A 19,326-nucleotide genomic window follows, 5' to 3' on the forward strand; every position below is an offset into this window, starting at 1 on the left:
TTAAAGATTTATAAGTGATTTATATAAAAGAGAAAGCGTTTCATTAGGCTCTATTCCTAATTCATCGTTTAATAACTTGCGATAGTTTTGATAGATCCTGATTGCTTCTGCGCGATTCCCCATTGAGATAAGCAATTCCATCGTTTGATTGACAATCTCATCTGAATATGGATTTAGTTTTAAATAGAGCTGAAGGTATGAGAGCGCTTCGATCGTGTCTGCTGTTTTAAAATAATCGATCGTTTTTGTTAATAAAGAAGTCATGAGTCTATGGTATTCTACTGTTTTTTCATTTGCCCATTCATAGCCGTTCATTTCGAGATAACCACCTGTATAAAGTTGGATGGCTTCTTTAATGTTATTAATATTTGTGCTGTCGACTTTATTATATTTTGAGGCAATTTGGTGAAAATAGAAAGCATCACAGTCAAAATTATCAATGCAAAGAGAATAACATTGATCAGAGAATAAAATGCCATTTTGATAGCCTAACTGGGTTAACATTTTGCGCAGATGAGATACACAGGTGTGAAGATTGATCTTTGCTTTCTTGAATTCCTGCTCAGGCCATAAATTTTCAATTAATAGATCTCGATGGATGTACGAATTAATATGAGTAAATAAATACGCAAAAAGCTCCTTCACTTTACTCGTTTTAAAGTTCAGCGGTTGATTATTTTTAAAGACCTGAAATTCAAAGAAGCATTTTATCACTAATGGGCTCCTTTCATCTATTTCGCTAAACGAATTTTCAGAGATTTGCAACCTTTCCATAACCCTGGAAATTGTTTTTTTAAGCCGGTTTGGTGATACGGGTTTTAACAAGTAGTCAATTGAATCTAAATCAAATGCTTGAACCGCGTATTCAGAATGGGCGGTTATGAAAACGATATGAATATTTGGCTGAATCGATAAAATGATTTCAGCCAAATTCAAACCATTTAATATTCCCATTTCGATATCTAAAAATGCAACATCAACAGTCTCTTTTTTTAAATAAGACTGGAGTGTTTTATCGTCAGTAAATGTATTGACCACTTTTACTTCAGGAAAGTCTTTTAATAAGTTTTTTAAAGATATTAAGGCTAATTCTTCATCATCTACGAGAACAGCACGTATCATAGCTTAACTCCTCTTACCAAGCATTTTGTCATGGTAGTAAAATCATGTTATATAATGTTTTATCAACAATTCTATTTAACAAAGCCTAAACTTTAAATGATTTGAAAGGCATTTCAATCAGCTTTGAGCTTATTATTTTACATGTTTATTGTAAACATGCATCACTAGGAAGCTTAAAGGAGGAAAACAAGCTTTCCATAAAGACATAGCCAAAAAGTCATGACCTTTGACTTTTTGGCTAAATTTAATTTTTTAATTTTAAAACGGTATCTTCCTCAGGTGTCACGTATACGGTTTGTTGATTTTCATAAATGACATATCCAGGCTTTGCTCCGCTTGGTTTTTTGACATGACGAATTTGCGTAAAGTCAACGGGTACGGAACTGGAGCTTCGTGCTTTACTAAAATAGGCTGCGAGCTGAGCCGCTTCAAGAATTGACTCTTCAGAAGGGTTCGTACTTCGAATGACCACATGGGAGCCAGGGATATCCTTCGTGTGAAGCCAAATTTCATCCTTGCCGGCAACTTTATTTGTTAAATAGTCATTCTGTTTGTTATTTTTGCCGACAAGAATTTCCGTTCCATCTGTTGCCGTGTATTTTTCCAGCATAGGCTTAGTATTTTTATGATTCTTGTTGCCTTTCTTTTGTCGATCTCGTAAGTAGCCACCCTCAATCAGTTCTTCCCGGATTTCAGAGATATCCTTTGTTGAGGCGGTCTCGACTTGCTGTAAAAGTGACTCGAAATAGGCAACTTCTTCTTTTGCTTTCTGCAATTGTTCACTCGCCATGACGAGCGCCGTTTTTGCTTTCTGATACCTCGTGAAATATCTTTGTGCATTTTCTGAAGGAGTCTTTTGTGGATTCAAAGGAATTGTAATGATTCCACCATTCTCATCATAATAATTACTAACTTCGATTTCCTTCATTCCTTTTTCAAGTGCATAAAGATTGGCAGTCAATAATTCACCATAAAGCTGATACTGGCTCGCATTCTTTGCTTCATTGATCGTTGCTTGAAGCTTTTTGATTTTCTTTTCATTTTTATCTTTTTCATTTAAAATGAACCGTTCTAAATCAGTGGATTGCTGTTTTACCCTGTCCCGCTCCGCTTTGCCAAAATAATAGCGGTCAAGAAGTTCGCTGAGCGAGTCATATCGCTTACTTTCTCCATTTAGGTGTTCCAATGGTAAGAGGTAATAGGATTCTTTCTTATCCTTCATCGTAATCGCTGGCTCATAGCGATGCTCCTTCATTTTTCGTAACACTTCTACGAACGCTTTTGGTATCGTCACTCTATTAGCAATTCCCGCCTGAAACACTATCTCTTTTGCAAGAAGAGGGGAAACTCCTGCAAAATGCTTAACAATCTGATTGTCCAATTTACCAGCATTAAAGTCTAATTTTCTTAATAAAGAATCTTCGGTTGCTTCCAATGGGTTTTCCTTGTTTTGGATAGGAGGAGCGATATATTCTTGCCCTGGCATAATTGCTCGATGGCTGTTTACCGCATAGGAAATATGCTTGATGCTATCTAGAATCATATTTCTTGTCTTATCGACTAAAATAATATTGCTATGCCGCCCCATAATCTCGACAATTAATTGCTTTGAAGAAATATCTCCAATCTCATTTCGCCCTTTTACGTCAAAGACAATAATTCGATCCATGCTTACTTGATGGATATCCTCTAAAATGAAGCCTTCAAGATGTTTTCTCAAAAGCATACAAAACATTGGAGGTTCATTTGGGTTTTCATAGCTTTCATTTGTTAATTGTGCTCTCGCATAGCTTGGATGAACGGAAATAAGCAGTTTATGATTCTTTCCGTTTGCGCGTATGATTAGCACGATTTCATTTTTAAAGGGTTGATGTATTTTATTGATTCTTCCGCCTTTTAATAGGGAAGAAAATTCTTTTGTAATCGCTCTTGTAAATAGACCGTCAAATGACATATTGAACATCCTCTTCTTTCTAAAATCTCACCTTTATCATAGCCTACTTTTGCGGAAAAAACGAATCATAACGTTAGAAGTCCACACGTATGTGCTTGTAGGTTCACTGATCATTGATAATAGAATAACAGAATCGTTTCTTGCTGCGTCAAAGGTTAAAGCATCATTCGAATTTAAGGAAGTGACGTTCTGTATCTTTTGCGCCGTGAAAAATGGTCGATTTGCTGAATATCCATTTTCTTTTAATCGTTACTATTGACATCCCATAAAGCTTTCTTATGACAAGAAAGCACAGGATAAAAGATAATATGACTGCGGCAATAATCCACATTCTTTTTTTAGATTTGCTCTCTCTATTTCCTTGTTTCTTCCCTATTTAGCTTTCTCAGTAAATATAATATTCGATAATTTCACTTTGTTATAAATTTAGATCATTTTTTGGGACGAGTCTGAATAAGCTTTCTTTAGAGTGAGTTTGCATTCTATCACAAAATACAAGCAGTGGTTAGAAAGTTTTTACGACGCTGAAGGAGGAGTGAAATGGTCGGATGAAGTTCCATGGGATGAAAGGACAAGATATTGAAAAGGTCTTGAATACCGACTTTTCTAACGGGTTAACAAACAGTGATGCTAAGAAGAGAGTAAAGCAGCATGGGTATAATGAATTGGATGAAGGTGAAAAGCAGTCAGCACTACTATTGTTTTTTAGCCAATTTAAAGATTTCATGGTTCTTGTATTATTAGGGGCAGTTCTAATTTCCGGATTATTGGGAGAATATATCGATGCGATTGCAATCATCGCGATTATCATTTTAAACGGGTTTCTAGGTTTTTTCCAGGAGAGAAAGGCGGAGAAATCATTACAAGCGTTAAAAGAACTGTCTGCTCCAAGTGTAATGGTCATGAGAGAAGGTGAATGGGAGAAGATCCCATCAAAGGAACTTGTTCCGGGAGATGTTGTTAAATTTTCGTCAGGGGACCGAATTGGTGCAGATGTAAGAGTAATAGAATCAAAAAGTTTGGAGATTGAAGAATCTGCCTTAACAGGAGAATCTCTTCCGGTCGCGAAAACAACTGAACCTCTTGAGAAAGACAATATTGGAATGGGCGATATGGAAAATATGGCCTTTATGGGGACAATGGTGACAAGAGGCTCAGGAATTGGTGTTGTCGTCGGCACTGGCATGAAGACGGCAATGGGGCAAATTGCTGATCTATTGCAAAATGCAGAGACGATGATCACACCATTGCAGAGAAAACTGCAGCAACTTGGAAAAATATTAATTATTGTCGCTATTTTGTTGACAATTTTGGTCGTATTTGTTGGCGTCATCCAAGGAAACGATTTGTATACGATGTTCTTGGCGGGAGTTTCGCTAGCAGTAGCAGCGATTCCTGAGGGTCTTCCGGCGATTGTGACAGTTGCCCTTTCACTTGGGGTTCAAAGAATGATTAAGAAAAATGCGATTGTTCGAAAGCTGCCTGCAGTGGAAACTTTAGGCTGTGCTTCCGTCATTTGTTCCGATAAAACAGGAACGATGACGCAAAACAAAATGACCGTTACCCATCTATGGAGCGGTGGAATTACCTGGAGAGTAGATGGTGTCGGTTATAATCCTTACGGCAGCTTCTATCGGGGGGAGCATGAGAGGCCGGTCGATGTCAATCGAGAAAAATCAGTACAACAAATGCTCATGTTTGGTATGCTCTGTAATCATGCTGTTTTAAAAGAAAAAGCAAAGAATGACTATATTGTCGATGGCGACCCAACGGAAGGGGCTCTCCTTGTAGCAGCAATGAAAGCAGGATACAAGCGCGAAGGTCTATTACAGCAATATCAAATTGTGCAGGAGTTTCCATTTGATTCTACGAGAAAGCTAATGTCGATCATTGTCAAAGATCAAAGTGGACGTCAGTTTATTGTAACAAAAGGTGCCCCCGATGTGATGATCGGGATTAGCGAATCGATCCTCTGGGATGGGAAGCGTCAGAATTTTTCAGTGGATCGAAAAAATGATGTCCAAACGGCAATTAATGAATTAGCATCAAAAGCGCTTCGGACAATTGCGATCGGTTTTAAAGAAGTACCAGCCAAAACACTGATCCTTGATGAAAAAGAAGCGGAGAAAGATTTGATTTTTATTGGGTTGCAGGGGATGATCGACCCGCCAAGACCTGAAGTTAAACAAGCGGTTAAAGAGTGTAAGGAAGCCGGAATTAAAACCGTCATGATCACAGGCGATCATTTGATCACGGCAAAGGCAATCGCTACTCAATTGGGAATCCTTACCAAAAATAAGCGCGTTTTAGACGGGAATGCATTATCGAAGATGTCTGTCGACGAGTTAGAAGAAGTAGTCGATGATGTGGCAGTTTTTGCCCGTGTTTCACCTGAGCATAAGCTGAAAATTGTCCGTGCTTTCCAAGATCGTGGTCATATAGTAGCGATGACAGGTGATGGAGTTAATGATGCACCTGCGATTAAGACTGCTGATATTGGAGTGGCGATGGGAATTACAGGTACAGATGTGGCCAAGGAAGCGTCTGCTTTAGTTTTACTGGATGATAATTTTGCCACTATTAAAACTGCTATTAAAGAAGGACGCAATATTTATGAAAATGTTCGAAAATTTATTCGTTATTTATTGGCTTCAAATGTTGGTGAAATTCTTGTAATGCTGTTTGCGATGTTATTGGCACTGCCTCTGCCGCTTGTCCCGATCCAGATTCTTTGGGTGAATCTCGTGACGGATGGTTTACCGGCAATGGCTTTAGGTCTTGATCAACCGGAAGGCGATGTGATGAAAAGAAGTCCGCGAAATCCGAAAGAAGGGATTTTTGCTAGGGGTCTAGGCTGGAAAGTCATTTCGCGAGGGTTTTTAATCGGCATTGCGACATTGATTGCTTTTATGATTGCATTAAATCATAACCCAGATCATTTAGCGTATGCACAAACGGTGGCTTTTGCCACATTGGTGATGGCACAATTAATCCATGTATTTGATTGCCGTAGTGAAAAATCGATTTTTGCTCGAAATCCATTTGGAAATATGTATTTAGTATGGGCGGTTATCTCCTCTGTTGTCTTAATGTTTGTCGTTATTTATTATCCACCATTACAGCCAATTTTCCATACGGTTTCGATCCTCGCTAAGGATTGGCTCATGATTTTTGGTTTAGCTGCTGCACCAACTTTTTTACTGGCGGGAACATTTTTGGCAAGAAAAAGAAAGTAAACTATGTTATAATCCAATAGGTAATAGGGCAATCGCTCTATTACCTTTTTCAATGGACTGTTTTTGCGAAGTTCGGGAAGACTGTAAGCGCATTGTTTAATCGGTTTTGTGTAAGGATGTTGTTTGCAGTTAAGTCATTGCTTTAAAAGCTTGACGGGAAGGCATGAGAAGCTTGATTTTGCGGAATGAGTCCCAAATTTTTATCAACTTTATTGTTTAATATCGCCTTTCAATATCAAAAATTGGGTGTGTTGCTATGATCGTTAGTATGACAGGCTTTGGTCGAAGTAAAGCGGAACTCGAGACATGTTCTGTGACAGTAGAAATAAAAGCTGTTAATCATCGTTTTCTAGAGTTCAATATACGAATGCCTAGGCAGCTACACGTGATCGAGGACAAAATAAAGAAAAAAATTGCCGAGCATGTAACAAGAGGAAGAATTGAAGTATTTGTGACTGTTGAAGGTACAGGACACCTTTCCTCCAATGTGGTGATAGATTGGCCCCTTCTTGAAAAATATGTGCAATCAATTAAAGCGATTCAAAGTAAGTTTAAGCTGGAAGATTCATTTTCTCTACGGGATCTTTTACTGCGTGAAGATTTGATTTCGATCGAAGAAGGGCATGAGGGAAATCCGGAACTGGAACAATTGGTTCTTGATGCAATTGAAAATGCCGCTGTACAGTTGAAGCAAATGCGTATAGTAGAAGGAAAAGTTCTCGAAGATGATATACATAATCAACTAAATATTTTAAGCGAAAAAACCACTTTATTAAAAAAATATGCACCGCAGGTTGTTCAGCTTTATCGAGAAAGATTGCATAAAAGGATGGAGGAGTTCACCAATGGTGTCATCGATGAGGATAGAATGGTGAATGAAATCGCGATTTTTGCAGATAAGGCAGACATTAATGAAGAATTGACTAGATTAGCAAGTCATATTAGTCAATTTCTTAAAATCATGAGTTTAGCTGAACCAGTTGGACGTAAATTGGATTTTCTCCTCCAAGAAATGAATCGTGAGGTTAATACAATCGGTTCAAAAGGAAATGATTCAAGCATTGCTAGGGAAGTGGTCGAGATGAAAAGCTTGCTCGAAAAAATGAAAGAGCAGGTTCAAAATATAGAGTAGTCCTTGTTTAGAAATAGGCTAGCAAGGTAAAAATAAATAACTGAATTATGGAGGGGAAGCATGTCAATTAAATTAATTAACATCGGTTTTGGAAATATCGTTTCTGCTAACCGAATCATTTCGATAGTTAGTCCAGAATCAGCTCCGATTAAAAGGATTATTCAGGATGCAAGAGACAGAGGTGTGCTCATTGATGCCACTTATGGAAGAAGGACTCGAGCTGTTATTGTGATGGATAGTGACCATGTGATTCTTTCAGCGGTTCAACCTGAAACGGTTGCAGCCCGACTGAATGACCGTGATGAAATTATGGATGAAGGGTAGGTACGTTTCATGCAAGAAAAGGGGTTATTAATTGTCTTATCTGGACCCTCTGGAGTCGGGAAAGGTACCGTTAGAAAGGAAATTTTTTCGCAAGAGGATACAGCTTTTGAGTATTCCATCTCCATGACAACTCGTGCACCTAGACAAGGTGAAGTCAATGGTGTCGATTATTTTTTCAAAACAAGAGAAGAATTCGAGGCCCTTATTAAGCAGGGAAAACTGCTTGAATACGCAGAATTTGTTGGCAATTATTATGGAACACCAGTCGATTACGTTCAAGAAACTTTAAATAAAGGAAAGGATGTTTTCCTTGAAATAGAGGTGGAAGGAGCGAAACAGGTTCGGGAAAAATTCCCTGATGGTCTTTTTATCTTCCTTGTCCCTCCCAGCCTTTCAGAGTTGAAAAAACGCATCGTTACGAGGGGAACTGAGTCTGAGGAAGTGATCAACAACCGGATGAATGCGGCAAAAGAAGAAATTGAAATGATGCATTTATATGATTATGTAGTAGAAAATGATAAAGTAGAGAATGCCGTAGAGAAAATTAAAGCGATTGTGATTGCTGAGCATCTCCGGAGAGAACGGGTTGAGCCCAAATATAAAAGAATGTTGGAGGTAAATTAAATATGCTATACCCATCAATTGACTCATTATTAACAAAAATCGATTCTAAGTACTCATTGGTTTCAGTGGCGGCAAAACGAGCTCGTCGCCTACAACAGGACGCCCAGCCATATTTAACAAAATATGTTTCTCATAAATCTGTTGGCAAAGCGTTAGAAGAAATTCATGCTGATCAGCTGACATTTAGAATGGTCGATCAAGAAGAGGCAGCTACTAACTAGTATTTTGCCGGACGGTTTTACTCATCTGAAGGTGGGAAAACGAAAAATAACTAAAACAACCTAGAAATAGGTTGTTTTTTATTTCAAGATGATGTTGTTAAATTTGGCATTTTTCAATGGAAAACTGCTTCGAGAGACAAATAACAACCGTCTAATCAGGTTTTTAAGGAATATCATTGCTAAAAGATGCAATAAAACGACAATTCTTGCATAATGAAAGAAAGAGATATGTGACGGAGGAAGAAAAAATGTTAAATGAAAAAAAAGTTTTGCTTTGCGTAACGGGAGGAATAGCAGTCTATAAAGCGGCTGCGTTAACGAGCAAGCTTACGCAAGCTGGTGCAGAAGTGAAGGTAATTCTTAGTGAATCAGCGGCGAAGTTTGTTACTCCTTTGACCTTTCAAGCGTTATCAAGAAATGATGTTTATATAGATACATTTGATGAAAAGGATTCTAAAGTGATCGCTCATATTGATTTAGCAGACTGGGCCGATTTGGTTTTGATCGCCCCAGCAACGGCGAATATTATCGGAAAAATAGCCAACGGCATTGCTGATAATATGATTTCGACAACGCTTTTAGCGGCAACTTCTCCAGTGTGGGTAGCCCCTGCAATGAATGTTCATATGTATGAGCATCCTGCTGTTCAACAAAATATTGAAACGCTTCATCGCTTTGGTTATCAATTTATTGAACCCAATGAAGGCTATTTAGCTTGCGGCTATGTCGGCAAAGGTCGATTAGAAGAACCAGAAAAAATTGTTGAGTTAATCTCTGTTTTTTTTCAGACGCAGCCATCCATTTTAAGTGGCAAAAAAATAGTGGTTACAGCAGGTCCAACCCGTGAAAAAATTGATCCAGTTCGATATATTACAAACCATTCTAGCGGCAAAATGGGGTATGCAATTGCAGAGGAAGCTGCTCGTTTTGGGGCAGAAGTAGTCTTAATTTCTGGACCTGTTTCTCTGCAAGTGCCCAAGGGTGTACGGTTTATCTCTGTTGAGAGTGCTGAGGATATGTTCAATGCTGTTATGGGAGAGTATAGCTCAACAGATATTGTTATTAAAACGGCTGCGGTTGCTGATTACCGGCCGAAAATAGCTTACGATGATAAGGTTAAAAAGAAAGACGGGGCAGAAGTGCTTGAATTGGAAAGAACAAAGGATATCCTGCAGCAGTTAGGAAACGAGAAAAAGGATCAAATTCTCATCGGCTTCGCAGCGGAAACCAATCGGGTCGAGGAATATGCCCGGGCAAAGCTAAAAAAGAAAAACGCGGATATGATCGTTGCGAATAATGTGAAGGAACCGGGAGCGGGTTTTGCTACCGACACGAATATCGTGACCATTTACAAGAAGGACGGTTCAAGTTTAGAACTTCCAATCCTGTCAAAGCAGGAGGTTGCTAGAAGAATTTTAGTAGAGGCGGCTAAAATTTTAGAGGTGGCGACGAAAGATGATTGCTAAAGTAATAGTCGATGTTCCAGCTAAGCAGACGGATCGTCCCTTTGACTACAAAATTCCAGCTGCCTTGGAAAGTGTGATTAAACCTGGGATGCGCGTTGTCGTTCCTTTTGGCCCGAGGAAGCTTCAAGGGTTTGTTGTGGAAGTGCAAGAAAAATCAGCTTTTACGAAGTTAAAGGAAATTGTCGAGCCAATGGATCTGGCCCCTGTGTTAAACCAGGAACTGCTCAGTCTTGGTGATTGGTTAACAGAGGAGACCCTTTCTTACAAAATATCTGCATTTCAAGTGATGCTTCCAGCCGCTTTGAAAGCAAAATATGAAAAAAAGATTAGGAGGATTGCCCCGTTAGATCACTTGCCAGCGAAACTGCAGCCACTTTTTCAAGAGAGTGATACGATTTTGTGGAACGATGCGGCTCCTTTTTTTAGTATATTGCAAAGAGAAGCAGCCAATGGATCTATAGAAGTTATATATGAAGTGAAGGAACGTGTGAAGAAGAAAAAGATAAAATATCTTTTACCGTTATTGGATAAAGTGGCGCTTGAACAGGCGAAAGCAAGCTTGGTTGTAACTGCGGAAAAACAGAGGAAAATCATTGATTTCTTTATTGAAAAGCATGAGCCTGTTCAACTTAGGGAAATTCTATCCTATTTCAACGTTTCGACGTCAACGGTTAAAAGTCTTATAAAAAAAGGGATTTTGCAAGAAAAGGAAATGGAAGTGTATCGGGATCCGTTCGAAGATCGCGTATTTGCAAAAACGAAGCCTTTTCCTTTGACGAAGGAACAAGAAAAAGCGATTTCTCCCATTATAGCAACGGTTGAAGAGGAACGTCAGCAGGTTTTTTTATTATATGGTGTCACTGGGAGTGGAAAAACGGAAATCTACCTCCAATCCATTCAACGGGTTTTGGAGAAAGGGAAGGAAGCGATCGTGCTAGTTCCTGAGATTTCCTTAACACCGCAAATGGTCAAAAGATTTAAAGGTCGCTTTGGTGATGAAGTAGCAGTTCTTCATAGTGGGTTATCATCAGGGGAAAAATATGATGAATGGCGCAGAATTGAGCGAAAAGAAGTAAAGGTCGTCGTCGGAGCGCGCTCAGCTATTTTTGCGCCATTTGAAAATTTAGGCATCATTATAATTGATGAGGAACACGAAACAAGTTATAAACAGGAAGACAATCCACGTTATCATGCTAGAGATGTTGCTATTAAACGGTCGCAATATTATCAATGCCCCGTTATTTTAGGAAGCGCAACTCCAACATTAGAAACGTTTGCCCGGGCGCAAAAGGGAGTTTACGAGCTGCTGACATTGCCTAATCGGATGAATAATCAATCGCTTCCTTCCGTGCAGATTGTCGACATGAGAGAAGAGCTCCGAGACGGAAATCGTTCTATGTTTTCGAGAGCATTGATCGAGGGCTTAAAGGAGCGACTTGAAAAAAAAGAACAGATCGTGTTGTTTTTAAATAAACGCGGACACTCATCATTTGTTATGTGTCGTGATTGTGGCTATGTGGCAAATTGCCCTAATTGTGATATATCCTTGACATATCATCGCTTTAGTCAGCAGATGAAGTGTCATTATTGCGGATATGAGGCTTCTGTGCCGACCAGATGCCCAGAATGTAATAGCGAACATATTCGCTATTTTGGAACTGGTACACAAAAAGTAGAAGAAGAATTAGGGAAAATTCTTCCAGAAGCAAAAGTGATTAGAATGGATGTGGATACAACAAGCCGCAAAGGGGCACATGAGCGCTTGTTGACTGAATTTGAGGAGGGGAAGGCTGACATTTTACTTGGTACACAAATGATCGCCAAAGGGCTTGATTTTCCCAATATTACCTTAGTTGGTGTTCTTTCGGCAGATACAATGCTGCACTTGCCTGATTTTCGTTCTTCCGAAAAAACGTTCCAGTTGTTAACACAGGTGAGTGGTAGAGCTGGAAGACATGAGCTACCTGGTGAAGTCATCATTCAAACATATACGCCAGAGCATTATAGCATTGAGTTGGCAGCAGAACAAAATTTTGATCGTTTTTTTAAACGGGAAATGACGGTTCGCAAAGCTCGTCAATATCCACCATATTATTATATTGCACTTATCACCGTTTCCCATGAAAATGTAGCAATGGTGGCATCGGTAACCGATAAAATAGCGAAGTTTGTACAATCAAAACTATCGAATGAAGCGCATGTTCTCGGTCCAGTTGTTTCCCCTATTTCACGGATCAAAAATAGATATCGCTACCAATGTTTGATAAAATACAAACGTGAACCACAATTAAACAATGCATTAAAAACGATTCTTGACCATTATCAACAGGATATCGCCTCGAAGGGATTACAAATCTCCATTGATGTCAATCCCTATATATTAATGTAGAGGAATGTCAGGAATCATTCAAGAAGGTTTAAATCTTGAGCTTTTTTTGCGAGGGATGTAGGCAAAAAATAATTTTGTTAAAGCACTTTTTTAATCACAAGTTTTATTAATGGAGGAAATGATTTGACTGTAAAAGCAATTGTGACATATCCTGCTGAAATATTAGAGCAGGTGTGTGAGCCAGTAAAGATATTTGATAAAAAACTAGCAAAGCTCTTAACTGATATGTATGAAACGATGATTGAATTTGATGGTGTTGGTCTTGCCGCACCGCAAATAGGTGTGAACAAGCAGATCGCAATCGTTGATATAGATGATGAGTCAGGCACAATTGAGCTGATTAATCCGGAAATATTAGAAACGTCAGGCGAACAAAATGGAATAGAGGGCTGTTTGAGCTTTCCGGGACTATATGGAGAAGTGTTACGACCATATTATGTGAAAATAAAGGCATATGATCGCAAAGGCAAGCCATTTGTCATGGAAGCGGAAGATTACTTAGCTCGTGCCATTCAACATGAAATTGACCATCTTCATGGGGTTTTATTCACATCAAAGGTCAGCAAATATTTAGATGAAGAAGAGTTAGAGGAAGTGGAGCAAAATGACTAAAATCGTATTTATGGGAACGCCTGATTTTTCTGTACCTGTATTACAACAAATTATCGAAGATGGTTATGAAGTAGTCGGAGTAGTCACGCAGCCAGACCGTCCTGTGGGACGTAAAAAACTATTGACGCCACCACCAGTAAAAATGGAAGCGGAGAAACATGGAATTCCCGTCCATCAGCCAGAAAAAATCCGTCAACCAGAAGCGCTGGAACCGATTTTGGCTCTTCAGCCCGACTTAATTGTAACAGCGGCCTTTGGTCAGATTTTACCGAAGTCATTACTGGAGGCACCGAAGTTTGGCTGCATTAATGTTCATGCCTCTCTTTTACCTGAATTACGGGGGGGAGCCCCGATGCATTACGCAATCGTCGAAGGAAAAGAGAAAACGGGCATTACGATTATGTATATGGTGGAAAAACTTGATGCAGGTGATATGCTTACGCAAGTGGAAGTTCCGATCACCGAAACAGATACCGTCGGATCGTTGCACGATAAATTAAGTGCTGCAGGAGCGAAGCTGCTTTCAGAGACATTGCCTAAGCTTTTAAAAGGGGAATTGCAAGCCGTGCCGCAAAACGAAGAATTGGCTACATTTGCTTATACGATTAAACGTGAGCAAGAGAAGATCGATTGGACAAAAACGGGAGAAGCTATTTATAACCATGTGAGAGGATTTAATCCTTGGCCAGTTGCCTATACAACGCACGAAGGCACGGTTATGAAAATTTGGTGGGTCGAAAAATACGCAATCACCACAGCTCAACAGCCAGGAGAAATTATTGCCATTGAAGAGGATGGCATTGTTGTTGCAACAGGGAATAAAACAGCTGTGAAAATTATCGAACTCCAGCCTTCAGGAAAAAAACGTATGAAAGCGAGCGATTTTTTAAGAGGCGCAAAGCTAGTAGTTGGAGACAGATTAGGAGAATAAAATGGGCCAGCAAAACAATGTTAGAGAAGGTGCACTCAGAATATTAGATCAGATTGAAAAAAATCAAGCGTACAGCAATCTTCTTTTAAATAGCGAGATAAATAAAAATCAAATTGACCGAAAAGATATCGGTTTATTAACAGAGTTGGTCTATGGTACATTACAGCGCAGAATGACGCTGGATTATTACATGGAGCCATTTTTAAAAAAAGCACATAAACTCGAACCATGGGTAAAGCAATTGCTGAGATTGACGATTTATCAAATGGTTTACTTAGATAAAATACCTGATCGGGCCGCTATTTTTGAAGCTGTTGAAATTGCTAAAAAGCGTGGGCATAAAGGGATTGCTAGTATGGTCAATGGGGTTTTAAGGTCCATCCAACGACAGGGTGTTCCTAGTTTGGAAGCGATAAGCGATCCTGCCCATCGCCTTTCAATTCGTACAAGTCATCCACTATGGCTTGTTGAAAGATGGATCGATCAATTAGGCTATGATCGGGCAAAGGAAATGTGTGAACTTAATTTAACGGCTCCATTGCAAACAGCTCGCATTAATACGACAAAAACAGATTGGAAAGCATGTTTCAAAATGCTTGAGGAAGAAGGTTATCAAGTTGAAAGAAGCTCTGTTATTCCAGAAGCAATTAGGTGTTTTAAAGGGAATTTAGCTAATTCAACGGCGTTTAAGAAAGGATTGTTAACAATTCAGGACGAGAGTTCGATGATTGTTGCCTATGCATTAGGAGTAAAACAAGATGAGATGGTATTAGATGCTTGTGCAGCACCTGGAGGAAAGACAACACATATCGCGGAGAAGCTTGAACAAACAGGTCAAGTCATTTCATTAGATCTTCATGAACATAAAGTAAAACTAATCGCGCAAAACGCCAAACGGCTTGGATTAGAAAATATTGAAACAAAGGCTCTGGATAGTCGTAAAGCGGGAGAACACTTCCCTGAAGAATGCTTCGACCGCATTCTCCTTGATGCCCCATGTTCAGGCTTTGGCGTAATGAGGAGAAAACCGGATATGAAGTACAGAAAAAATGAGCAAGACGTTCAGCACCTTCAAAGAATTCAACTCGAGCTTCTGAATTCTGTTGCCCCATTGTTGAAAAAAGGTGGTATTCTTGTTTATAGTACATGTACAGTTGATGAAGCAGAAAATGCCTCTGTCATAAAGACGTTTTTAAATGAGAATAAAAATTTTATTGGTGATCATACATTGGCAGAGCGACTTCCAGATGCGATTACAGCGCTTTGTGATGAGTTTTCATTGCAAATTTTGCCGCAGGATTTTGGGTCGGACGGATTTTATATTGCAGCACTTAAGAAGACTTAATGAAAGATGACCGTTTATGAATCGCGATAAACAGATACAATGTTGATGTATAGGCAAAGAAAGAAGGTGTAGGAAGTGGAACAAACAACAAGAGTGAAGAAACAAACAACCGAGCAGAAACCATCCATTTATTCCTTACAGTTACATGAATTGAAAGAATGGTTAGTGGAACGGAACGAAAAGGGATTTAGAGGAGAACAAATTTTTGACTGGCTTTATACAAAAAGAATCACGACCTTTGAGGACATGACGAATCTTTCAAAAGGTTTACGGGAAAAGCTTGCTGAGCATTTCACGATCACAACATTAAATACATTGATTCAGCAAACATCTTCAGATGGAACGATTAAATTTTTGTTTGAGCTTCATGATGGATATTCAATTGAGACGGTCCTCATGCGCCATGAATATGGTAATTCAGTTTGTGTTACGACACAAGTCGGATGTAGAATTGGTTGTACATTTTGCGCTTCAACTTTAGGTGGGTTAAAAAGAAATCTCGAAGCGGGTGAAATTGTTTCCCAAGTGGTAAAGGTGCAACAGGCTCTAGACGAAACGGATGAGCGCGTCAGCTCTGTTGTCATTATGGGAATTGGTGAACCGTTTGATAACTTTGATTCGATGATGTCCTTTTTAAAGATTATCAATCATGACAAAGGCTTGAACATTGGTGCTCGCCATATAACGGTTTCAACAAGTGGAATTATTCCTAAGATCTATAAATTTGCAGACGAAAACTTACAAATCAATTTTGCCATTTCTCTTCATGCGCCAAATACGGAGATCAGAAGTAGGTTAATGCCGATTAACCGTGCTTATAAGCTGCCAGATTTAATGGAAGCTGTTAAGTATTATATTAACAAAACAGGTCGAAGGGTCAGCTTCGAATATGGATTATTCGGTGGCGTCAATGACCAAGTGGAGCATGCGGAAGAGCTTGCAAAACTAATCAAAGGAATCAAATGTCATGTCAATTTAATTCCAGTTAATTATGTGCCTGAAAGAGACTATGTAAGAACTCCAAAGGAACAAATTTTCTTATTTGAAAAAACATTAAAGCAGCATGGTGTCAACGTAACAATAAGAAGAGAACAAGGACATGATATTGATGCTGCATGTGGACAACTACGTGCAAAGGAGCGAAAAGAGGAGACGAGGTGACTGGTAAAGTGAAGTCCATTTTTATGACTGACAAAGGGAGAGTGCGCCAGAATAATGAGGATAATGGCGGGGTGTTTGAAAATAAGAATGGTCAGCACCTCGCTATTGTTGCTGATGGGATGGGTGGTCATCGCGCAGGGGATGTTGCAAGTGAACTTGCCGTTACATCCCTGCAGGCTTTATGGGAGCAGGCAGAAGAAATTGCAACAGCCGATCAGGCTGAAAGCTGGTTAAGGACTAATATTGTAAAAGTTAATAACAAAATTTTCGAACATGCACAGGCGAATAAAGAATGCGACGGAATGGGAACTACAATTGAGGCTGTCATTGTAACGGAGCTTTTTACGACGATTGCCCATGTTGGTGATAGTCGCAGTTACATATTAAATTCGAGTGGTTTTCAGCAATTAACAGAAGATCATACATTGGTAAATGAGCTGGTTCGAACAGGACAAATTTCGGAAGAGGATGCAGAGCATCATCCTAGAAAGAACGTGATCTTACGCGCTCTTGGAACAGAATTAGATGTAAAAATTGATCTTAAAACAATTATGTTTGAAGAAGAGGATTATCTCCTATTATGTTCTGACGGTCTTTCCAATAAAGTGAGCAATGATGAGATGAAGCGGATATTGAAGGGCGAGGAAGCGATAGAAGAAAAAGCAACTACGCTAGTCAACCTTGCTAATGAAAACGGTGGCGAAGACAATATCACCCTAGTCATTTTAGAATTTGATCAAGGTCATGAAAGAGGGTGATGTAAATGTTAATCGGTAAAAGAATAAGTGGCCGCTATAAGATCCTCGATATGATAGGCGGAGGTGGAATGGCGAATGTCTACTTAGCACATGACATGATTCTCGATCGGGATGTTGCTGTGAAAGTACTCCGTCTTGATTTTTCAAATGATGAGGAGTTTATTCGCCGTTTTCATCGTGAGGCCCAATCAGCGACAAGCTTAGCACATCCTAATATTGTTAATATTTACGATGTGGGCGAAGAAGATTCAATTTACTATATCGTGATGGAATACGTGGATGGACAGACGTTAAAGCAATATATTCAACAGCATTCTCCGGTAAGAGTGGAAACGGCACTGGATATTATGCAGCAACTCACTTCTGCCATTTCTCACGCTCATCAAAATCACATTATCCACCGTGATATAAAGCCTCACAATATTTTGATTGATCGGGAAGGAAATGTGAAGATCACTGATTTCGGGATTGCGATGGCCTTAAGTGCAACAAGTATTACACAGACTAATTCCGTTTTAGGCTCGGTTCATTATTTATCGCCGGAACAAGCGCGGGGAGGGATGGCGAATAAAAAATCCGATGTTTACTCCCTTGGAATCGTGTTATTTGAACTGTTAACGGGGAGGTTGCCATTTTCAGGAGAGTCAGCCGTCTCTATTGCTTTAAAGCATCTTCAATCAGAAACTCCATCGATCCGACGCTGGTATCCATCGATCCCGCAAAGTGTTGAAAATATCGTCTTAAAAGCAACTGCGAAAGACCCTTTTCATCGTTATGATAGTGCGGAAGATATGGAGCAAGACTTAAGAACAGCGCTCGACCCTGCACGGATGGATGAGGAACGCTTTACGATCCCTGAGGATAATGATGCGACGAAAGCAATTCCCATTATTACAAATGATCGACCGTACGGCAATTTGGATGAGACTATTGTCCATGGCAAAGAAACCGCCAAGGCTGATCCTGCAAAAGAGCAAGATGAACCAGCTGAAAAAAAGACGAAGAAGAAAGACAAGCAGAAAAAGAAGCGTAAGAAATGGCCCGTCATTTTAGTTTCTGTGTTTGTTGTCCTTATTATACTGTTTATTTCAGCGGTAACAATTCTTCCTGATCTGCTGGCACCTGACGAAATTGAGGTTCCTGATGTAGCGACGATGGAATTAGAAGAGGCGATGGCGGAGCTTGAAAAGGTTGGCTTCGTGGTCGGTGAAACGATTGAATTGCCTGATGAAGAAATTGAAGAAGGGCATGTAATTAAGACAGATCCAAAGGCTGGTCAATTACAGAAAGAAGGAACCGCGATTGATATTTATGTGAGCACTGGAAAGGAAAAAGTCGAATTATTAGATTATCGTGGCCGAGCTATTGAAGATGTTTTGCAACTGTTGGAGGATCAAAACTTCAAGGACATTATTCCGACTGAAGTACATGATGATGAAGTACCTGCGGGTATTATTATTGAGCAATCGTATACGCCAGGGGACGAAGTTGTACCAGAGGAGACGATCCTTGAATTTACTGTGAGTAAAGGGCCGGAAATTGTTAGCTTAAAAGATCTATCGGGCTATAATGCCAAAGGCTTGGAAGAGTATGCAGCTTCAGTTGGTTTGGTTGTTGACATTGCACGGGAAGAGTTTCATGATTCGGTCGCTGAAGGACTTGTCATCTCGCAAAATCCGAGAGCGGGTACGGAACTGAAAAAAGGCGACAAAGTTTCAGTAACTATTTCGAAAGGGAAAAGAGAAATTCCACCAAAGGATGTTGTTGAAGAGGTAACAATTCCATATGAGCCAGCTGAAGATGGTAAACCACAGACAGTACAAATATTTGTGGAGGATATGATCAATAGCAGTACAGTACCATATGATTCGTTTGAAATGATGGAACCTCGAACGATAAAAATTACTTTAAAAGTTGCCCATGATCGGAAAGCAGGCTACAAGGTAATTGTTGATGGCCGAGTCATCATTGACAAATCCGTACCGTATCCACAGGAGTAGACAAGGGGAAATTCCCCTTGTTAACTCGACTGGTATTTCTTAAATGTGAAG

The 19,326-nt window shown here is 39.6% G+C and carries 15 protein-coding genes; 13 read left to right on the top strand and 2 right to left on the bottom strand.

Annotated elements, in window-relative coordinates:
* Both FCJ93_RS02110 and FCJ93_RS02115 read right to left on the bottom strand, forming a co-directional pair.
* Nucleotides 1-1,122, bottom strand: coding sequence for a response regulator (locus FCJ93_RS02110; RefSeq protein WP_095313005.1), 1,122 nt, complete (start codon nt 1,120-1,122; stop codon nt 1-3).
* 244 nt (nt 1,123-1,366) lie between these two features.
* Nucleotides 1,367-3,076, bottom strand: coding sequence for an Rqc2 family fibronectin-binding protein (locus FCJ93_RS02115; RefSeq protein ID WP_137742811.1), 1,710 nt, complete (start codon nt 3,074-3,076; stop codon nt 1,367-1,369).
* A gap of 548 nt (nt 3,077-3,624) precedes the next feature.
* On the opposite strand from FCJ93_RS02115, the gene FCJ93_RS02120 reads away from it, so the two are divergent.
* The 13 genes from FCJ93_RS02120 (at nt 3,625) to pknB (ending at nt 19,275) form a co-directional block, all read left to right on the top strand.
* The gene (locus tag FCJ93_RS02120; RefSeq protein ID WP_137742812.1) at nt 3,625-6,312 is read left to right on the top strand and encodes a cation-translocating P-type ATPase; all 2,688 of its coding nucleotides are present in this window, start codon (nt 3,625-3,627) and stop codon (nt 6,310-6,312) included.
* A gap of 256 nt (nt 6,313-6,568) precedes the next feature.
* Entirely contained in the window at nt 6,569-7,444 is an 876-nt protein-coding gene (locus FCJ93_RS02125) for a YicC/YloC family endoribonuclease (protein ID WP_137742813.1), read from the top strand.
* 60 nt (nt 7,445-7,504) lie between these two features.
* Nucleotides 7,505-7,768 carry an extracellular matrix/biofilm regulator RemA gene (gene remA, locus FCJ93_RS02130; protein WP_095307958.1) on the top strand — a complete coding sequence of 88 codons (264 nt, stop codon included), beginning with the start codon at nt 7,505-7,507 and terminating at the stop codon, nt 7,766-7,768.
* A 9-nt stretch (nt 7,769-7,777) separates the two neighbouring features.
* On the top strand, nt 7,778-8,392 hold the full coding sequence (gene gmk / locus FCJ93_RS02135; RefSeq protein ID WP_095307960.1) for a guanylate kinase: 615 nt from the start codon (nt 7,778-7,780) through the stop codon (nt 8,390-8,392).
* 2 nt (nt 8,393-8,394) lie between these two features.
* Nucleotides 8,395-8,613, top strand: a complete 219-nt coding sequence (gene rpoZ / locus FCJ93_RS02140) for a DNA-directed RNA polymerase subunit omega (RefSeq protein WP_095307962.1) — start codon at nt 8,395-8,397, stop codon at nt 8,611-8,613.
* 248 nt (nt 8,614-8,861) lie between these two features.
* Nucleotides 8,862-10,079 (top strand): bifunctional phosphopantothenoylcysteine decarboxylase/phosphopantothenate--cysteine ligase CoaBC, encoded by a 1,218-nt coding sequence (gene coaBC, locus FCJ93_RS02145; protein WP_137742814.1) that lies wholly within the window; start codon nt 8,862-8,864, stop codon nt 10,077-10,079.
* Nucleotides 10,069-12,468: a primosomal protein N' gene (gene priA / locus FCJ93_RS02150; protein ID WP_137742815.1), complete on the top strand. Its 2,400-nt coding sequence runs from the start codon at nt 10,069-10,071 to the stop codon at nt 12,466-12,468. The genes coaBC and priA overlap by 11 nt, the downstream gene beginning before the upstream one ends.
* A 123-nt stretch (nt 12,469-12,591) precedes the next feature.
* On the top strand, nt 12,592-13,080 hold the full coding sequence (def, locus tag FCJ93_RS02155; RefSeq protein ID WP_095307967.1) for a peptide deformylase: 489 nt from the start codon (nt 12,592-12,594) through the stop codon (nt 13,078-13,080).
* Nucleotides 13,073-14,011, top strand: coding sequence for a methionyl-tRNA formyltransferase (gene fmt, locus FCJ93_RS02160; protein ID WP_137742816.1), 939 nt, complete (start codon nt 13,073-13,075; stop codon nt 14,009-14,011). Before def ends, fmt begins: the two co-directional genes overlap by 8 nt.
* Nucleotide 14,012: 1 nt before the next feature.
* Nucleotides 14,013-15,356, top strand: a complete 1,344-nt coding sequence (rsmB, locus tag FCJ93_RS02165) for a 16S rRNA (cytosine(967)-C(5))-methyltransferase RsmB (RefSeq protein WP_095307970.1) — start codon at nt 14,013-14,015, stop codon at nt 15,354-15,356.
* Nucleotides 15,357-15,431: 75 nt separating this feature from the next.
* Nucleotides 15,432-16,517: a 23S rRNA (adenine(2503)-C(2))-methyltransferase RlmN gene (rlmN, locus tag FCJ93_RS02170; RefSeq protein WP_095307972.1), complete on the top strand. Its 1,086-nt coding sequence runs from the start codon at nt 15,432-15,434 to the stop codon at nt 16,515-16,517.
* 8 nt (nt 16,518-16,525) lie between these two features.
* Nucleotides 16,526-17,275 carry a Stp1/IreP family PP2C-type Ser/Thr phosphatase gene (locus FCJ93_RS02175; RefSeq protein ID WP_095308711.1) on the top strand — a complete coding sequence of 250 codons (750 nt, stop codon included), beginning with the start codon at nt 16,526-16,528 and terminating at the stop codon, nt 17,273-17,275.
* Nucleotides 17,276-17,280: 5 nt separating this feature from the next.
* A complete protein-coding gene (gene pknB / locus FCJ93_RS02180) occupies nt 17,281-19,275 on the top strand; it encodes a Stk1 family PASTA domain-containing Ser/Thr kinase (protein ID WP_095307974.1) in 1,995 nt (664 codons plus the stop codon).
* Nucleotides 19,276-19,326: the final 51 nt, after the last annotated feature.

This window comes from Robertmurraya siralis (assembly GCF_005502275.1).
In the GTDB taxonomy this organism is placed as follows: Bacteria; Bacillota; Bacilli; order Bacillales; family Cytobacillaceae; genus Robertmurraya; species Robertmurraya siralis.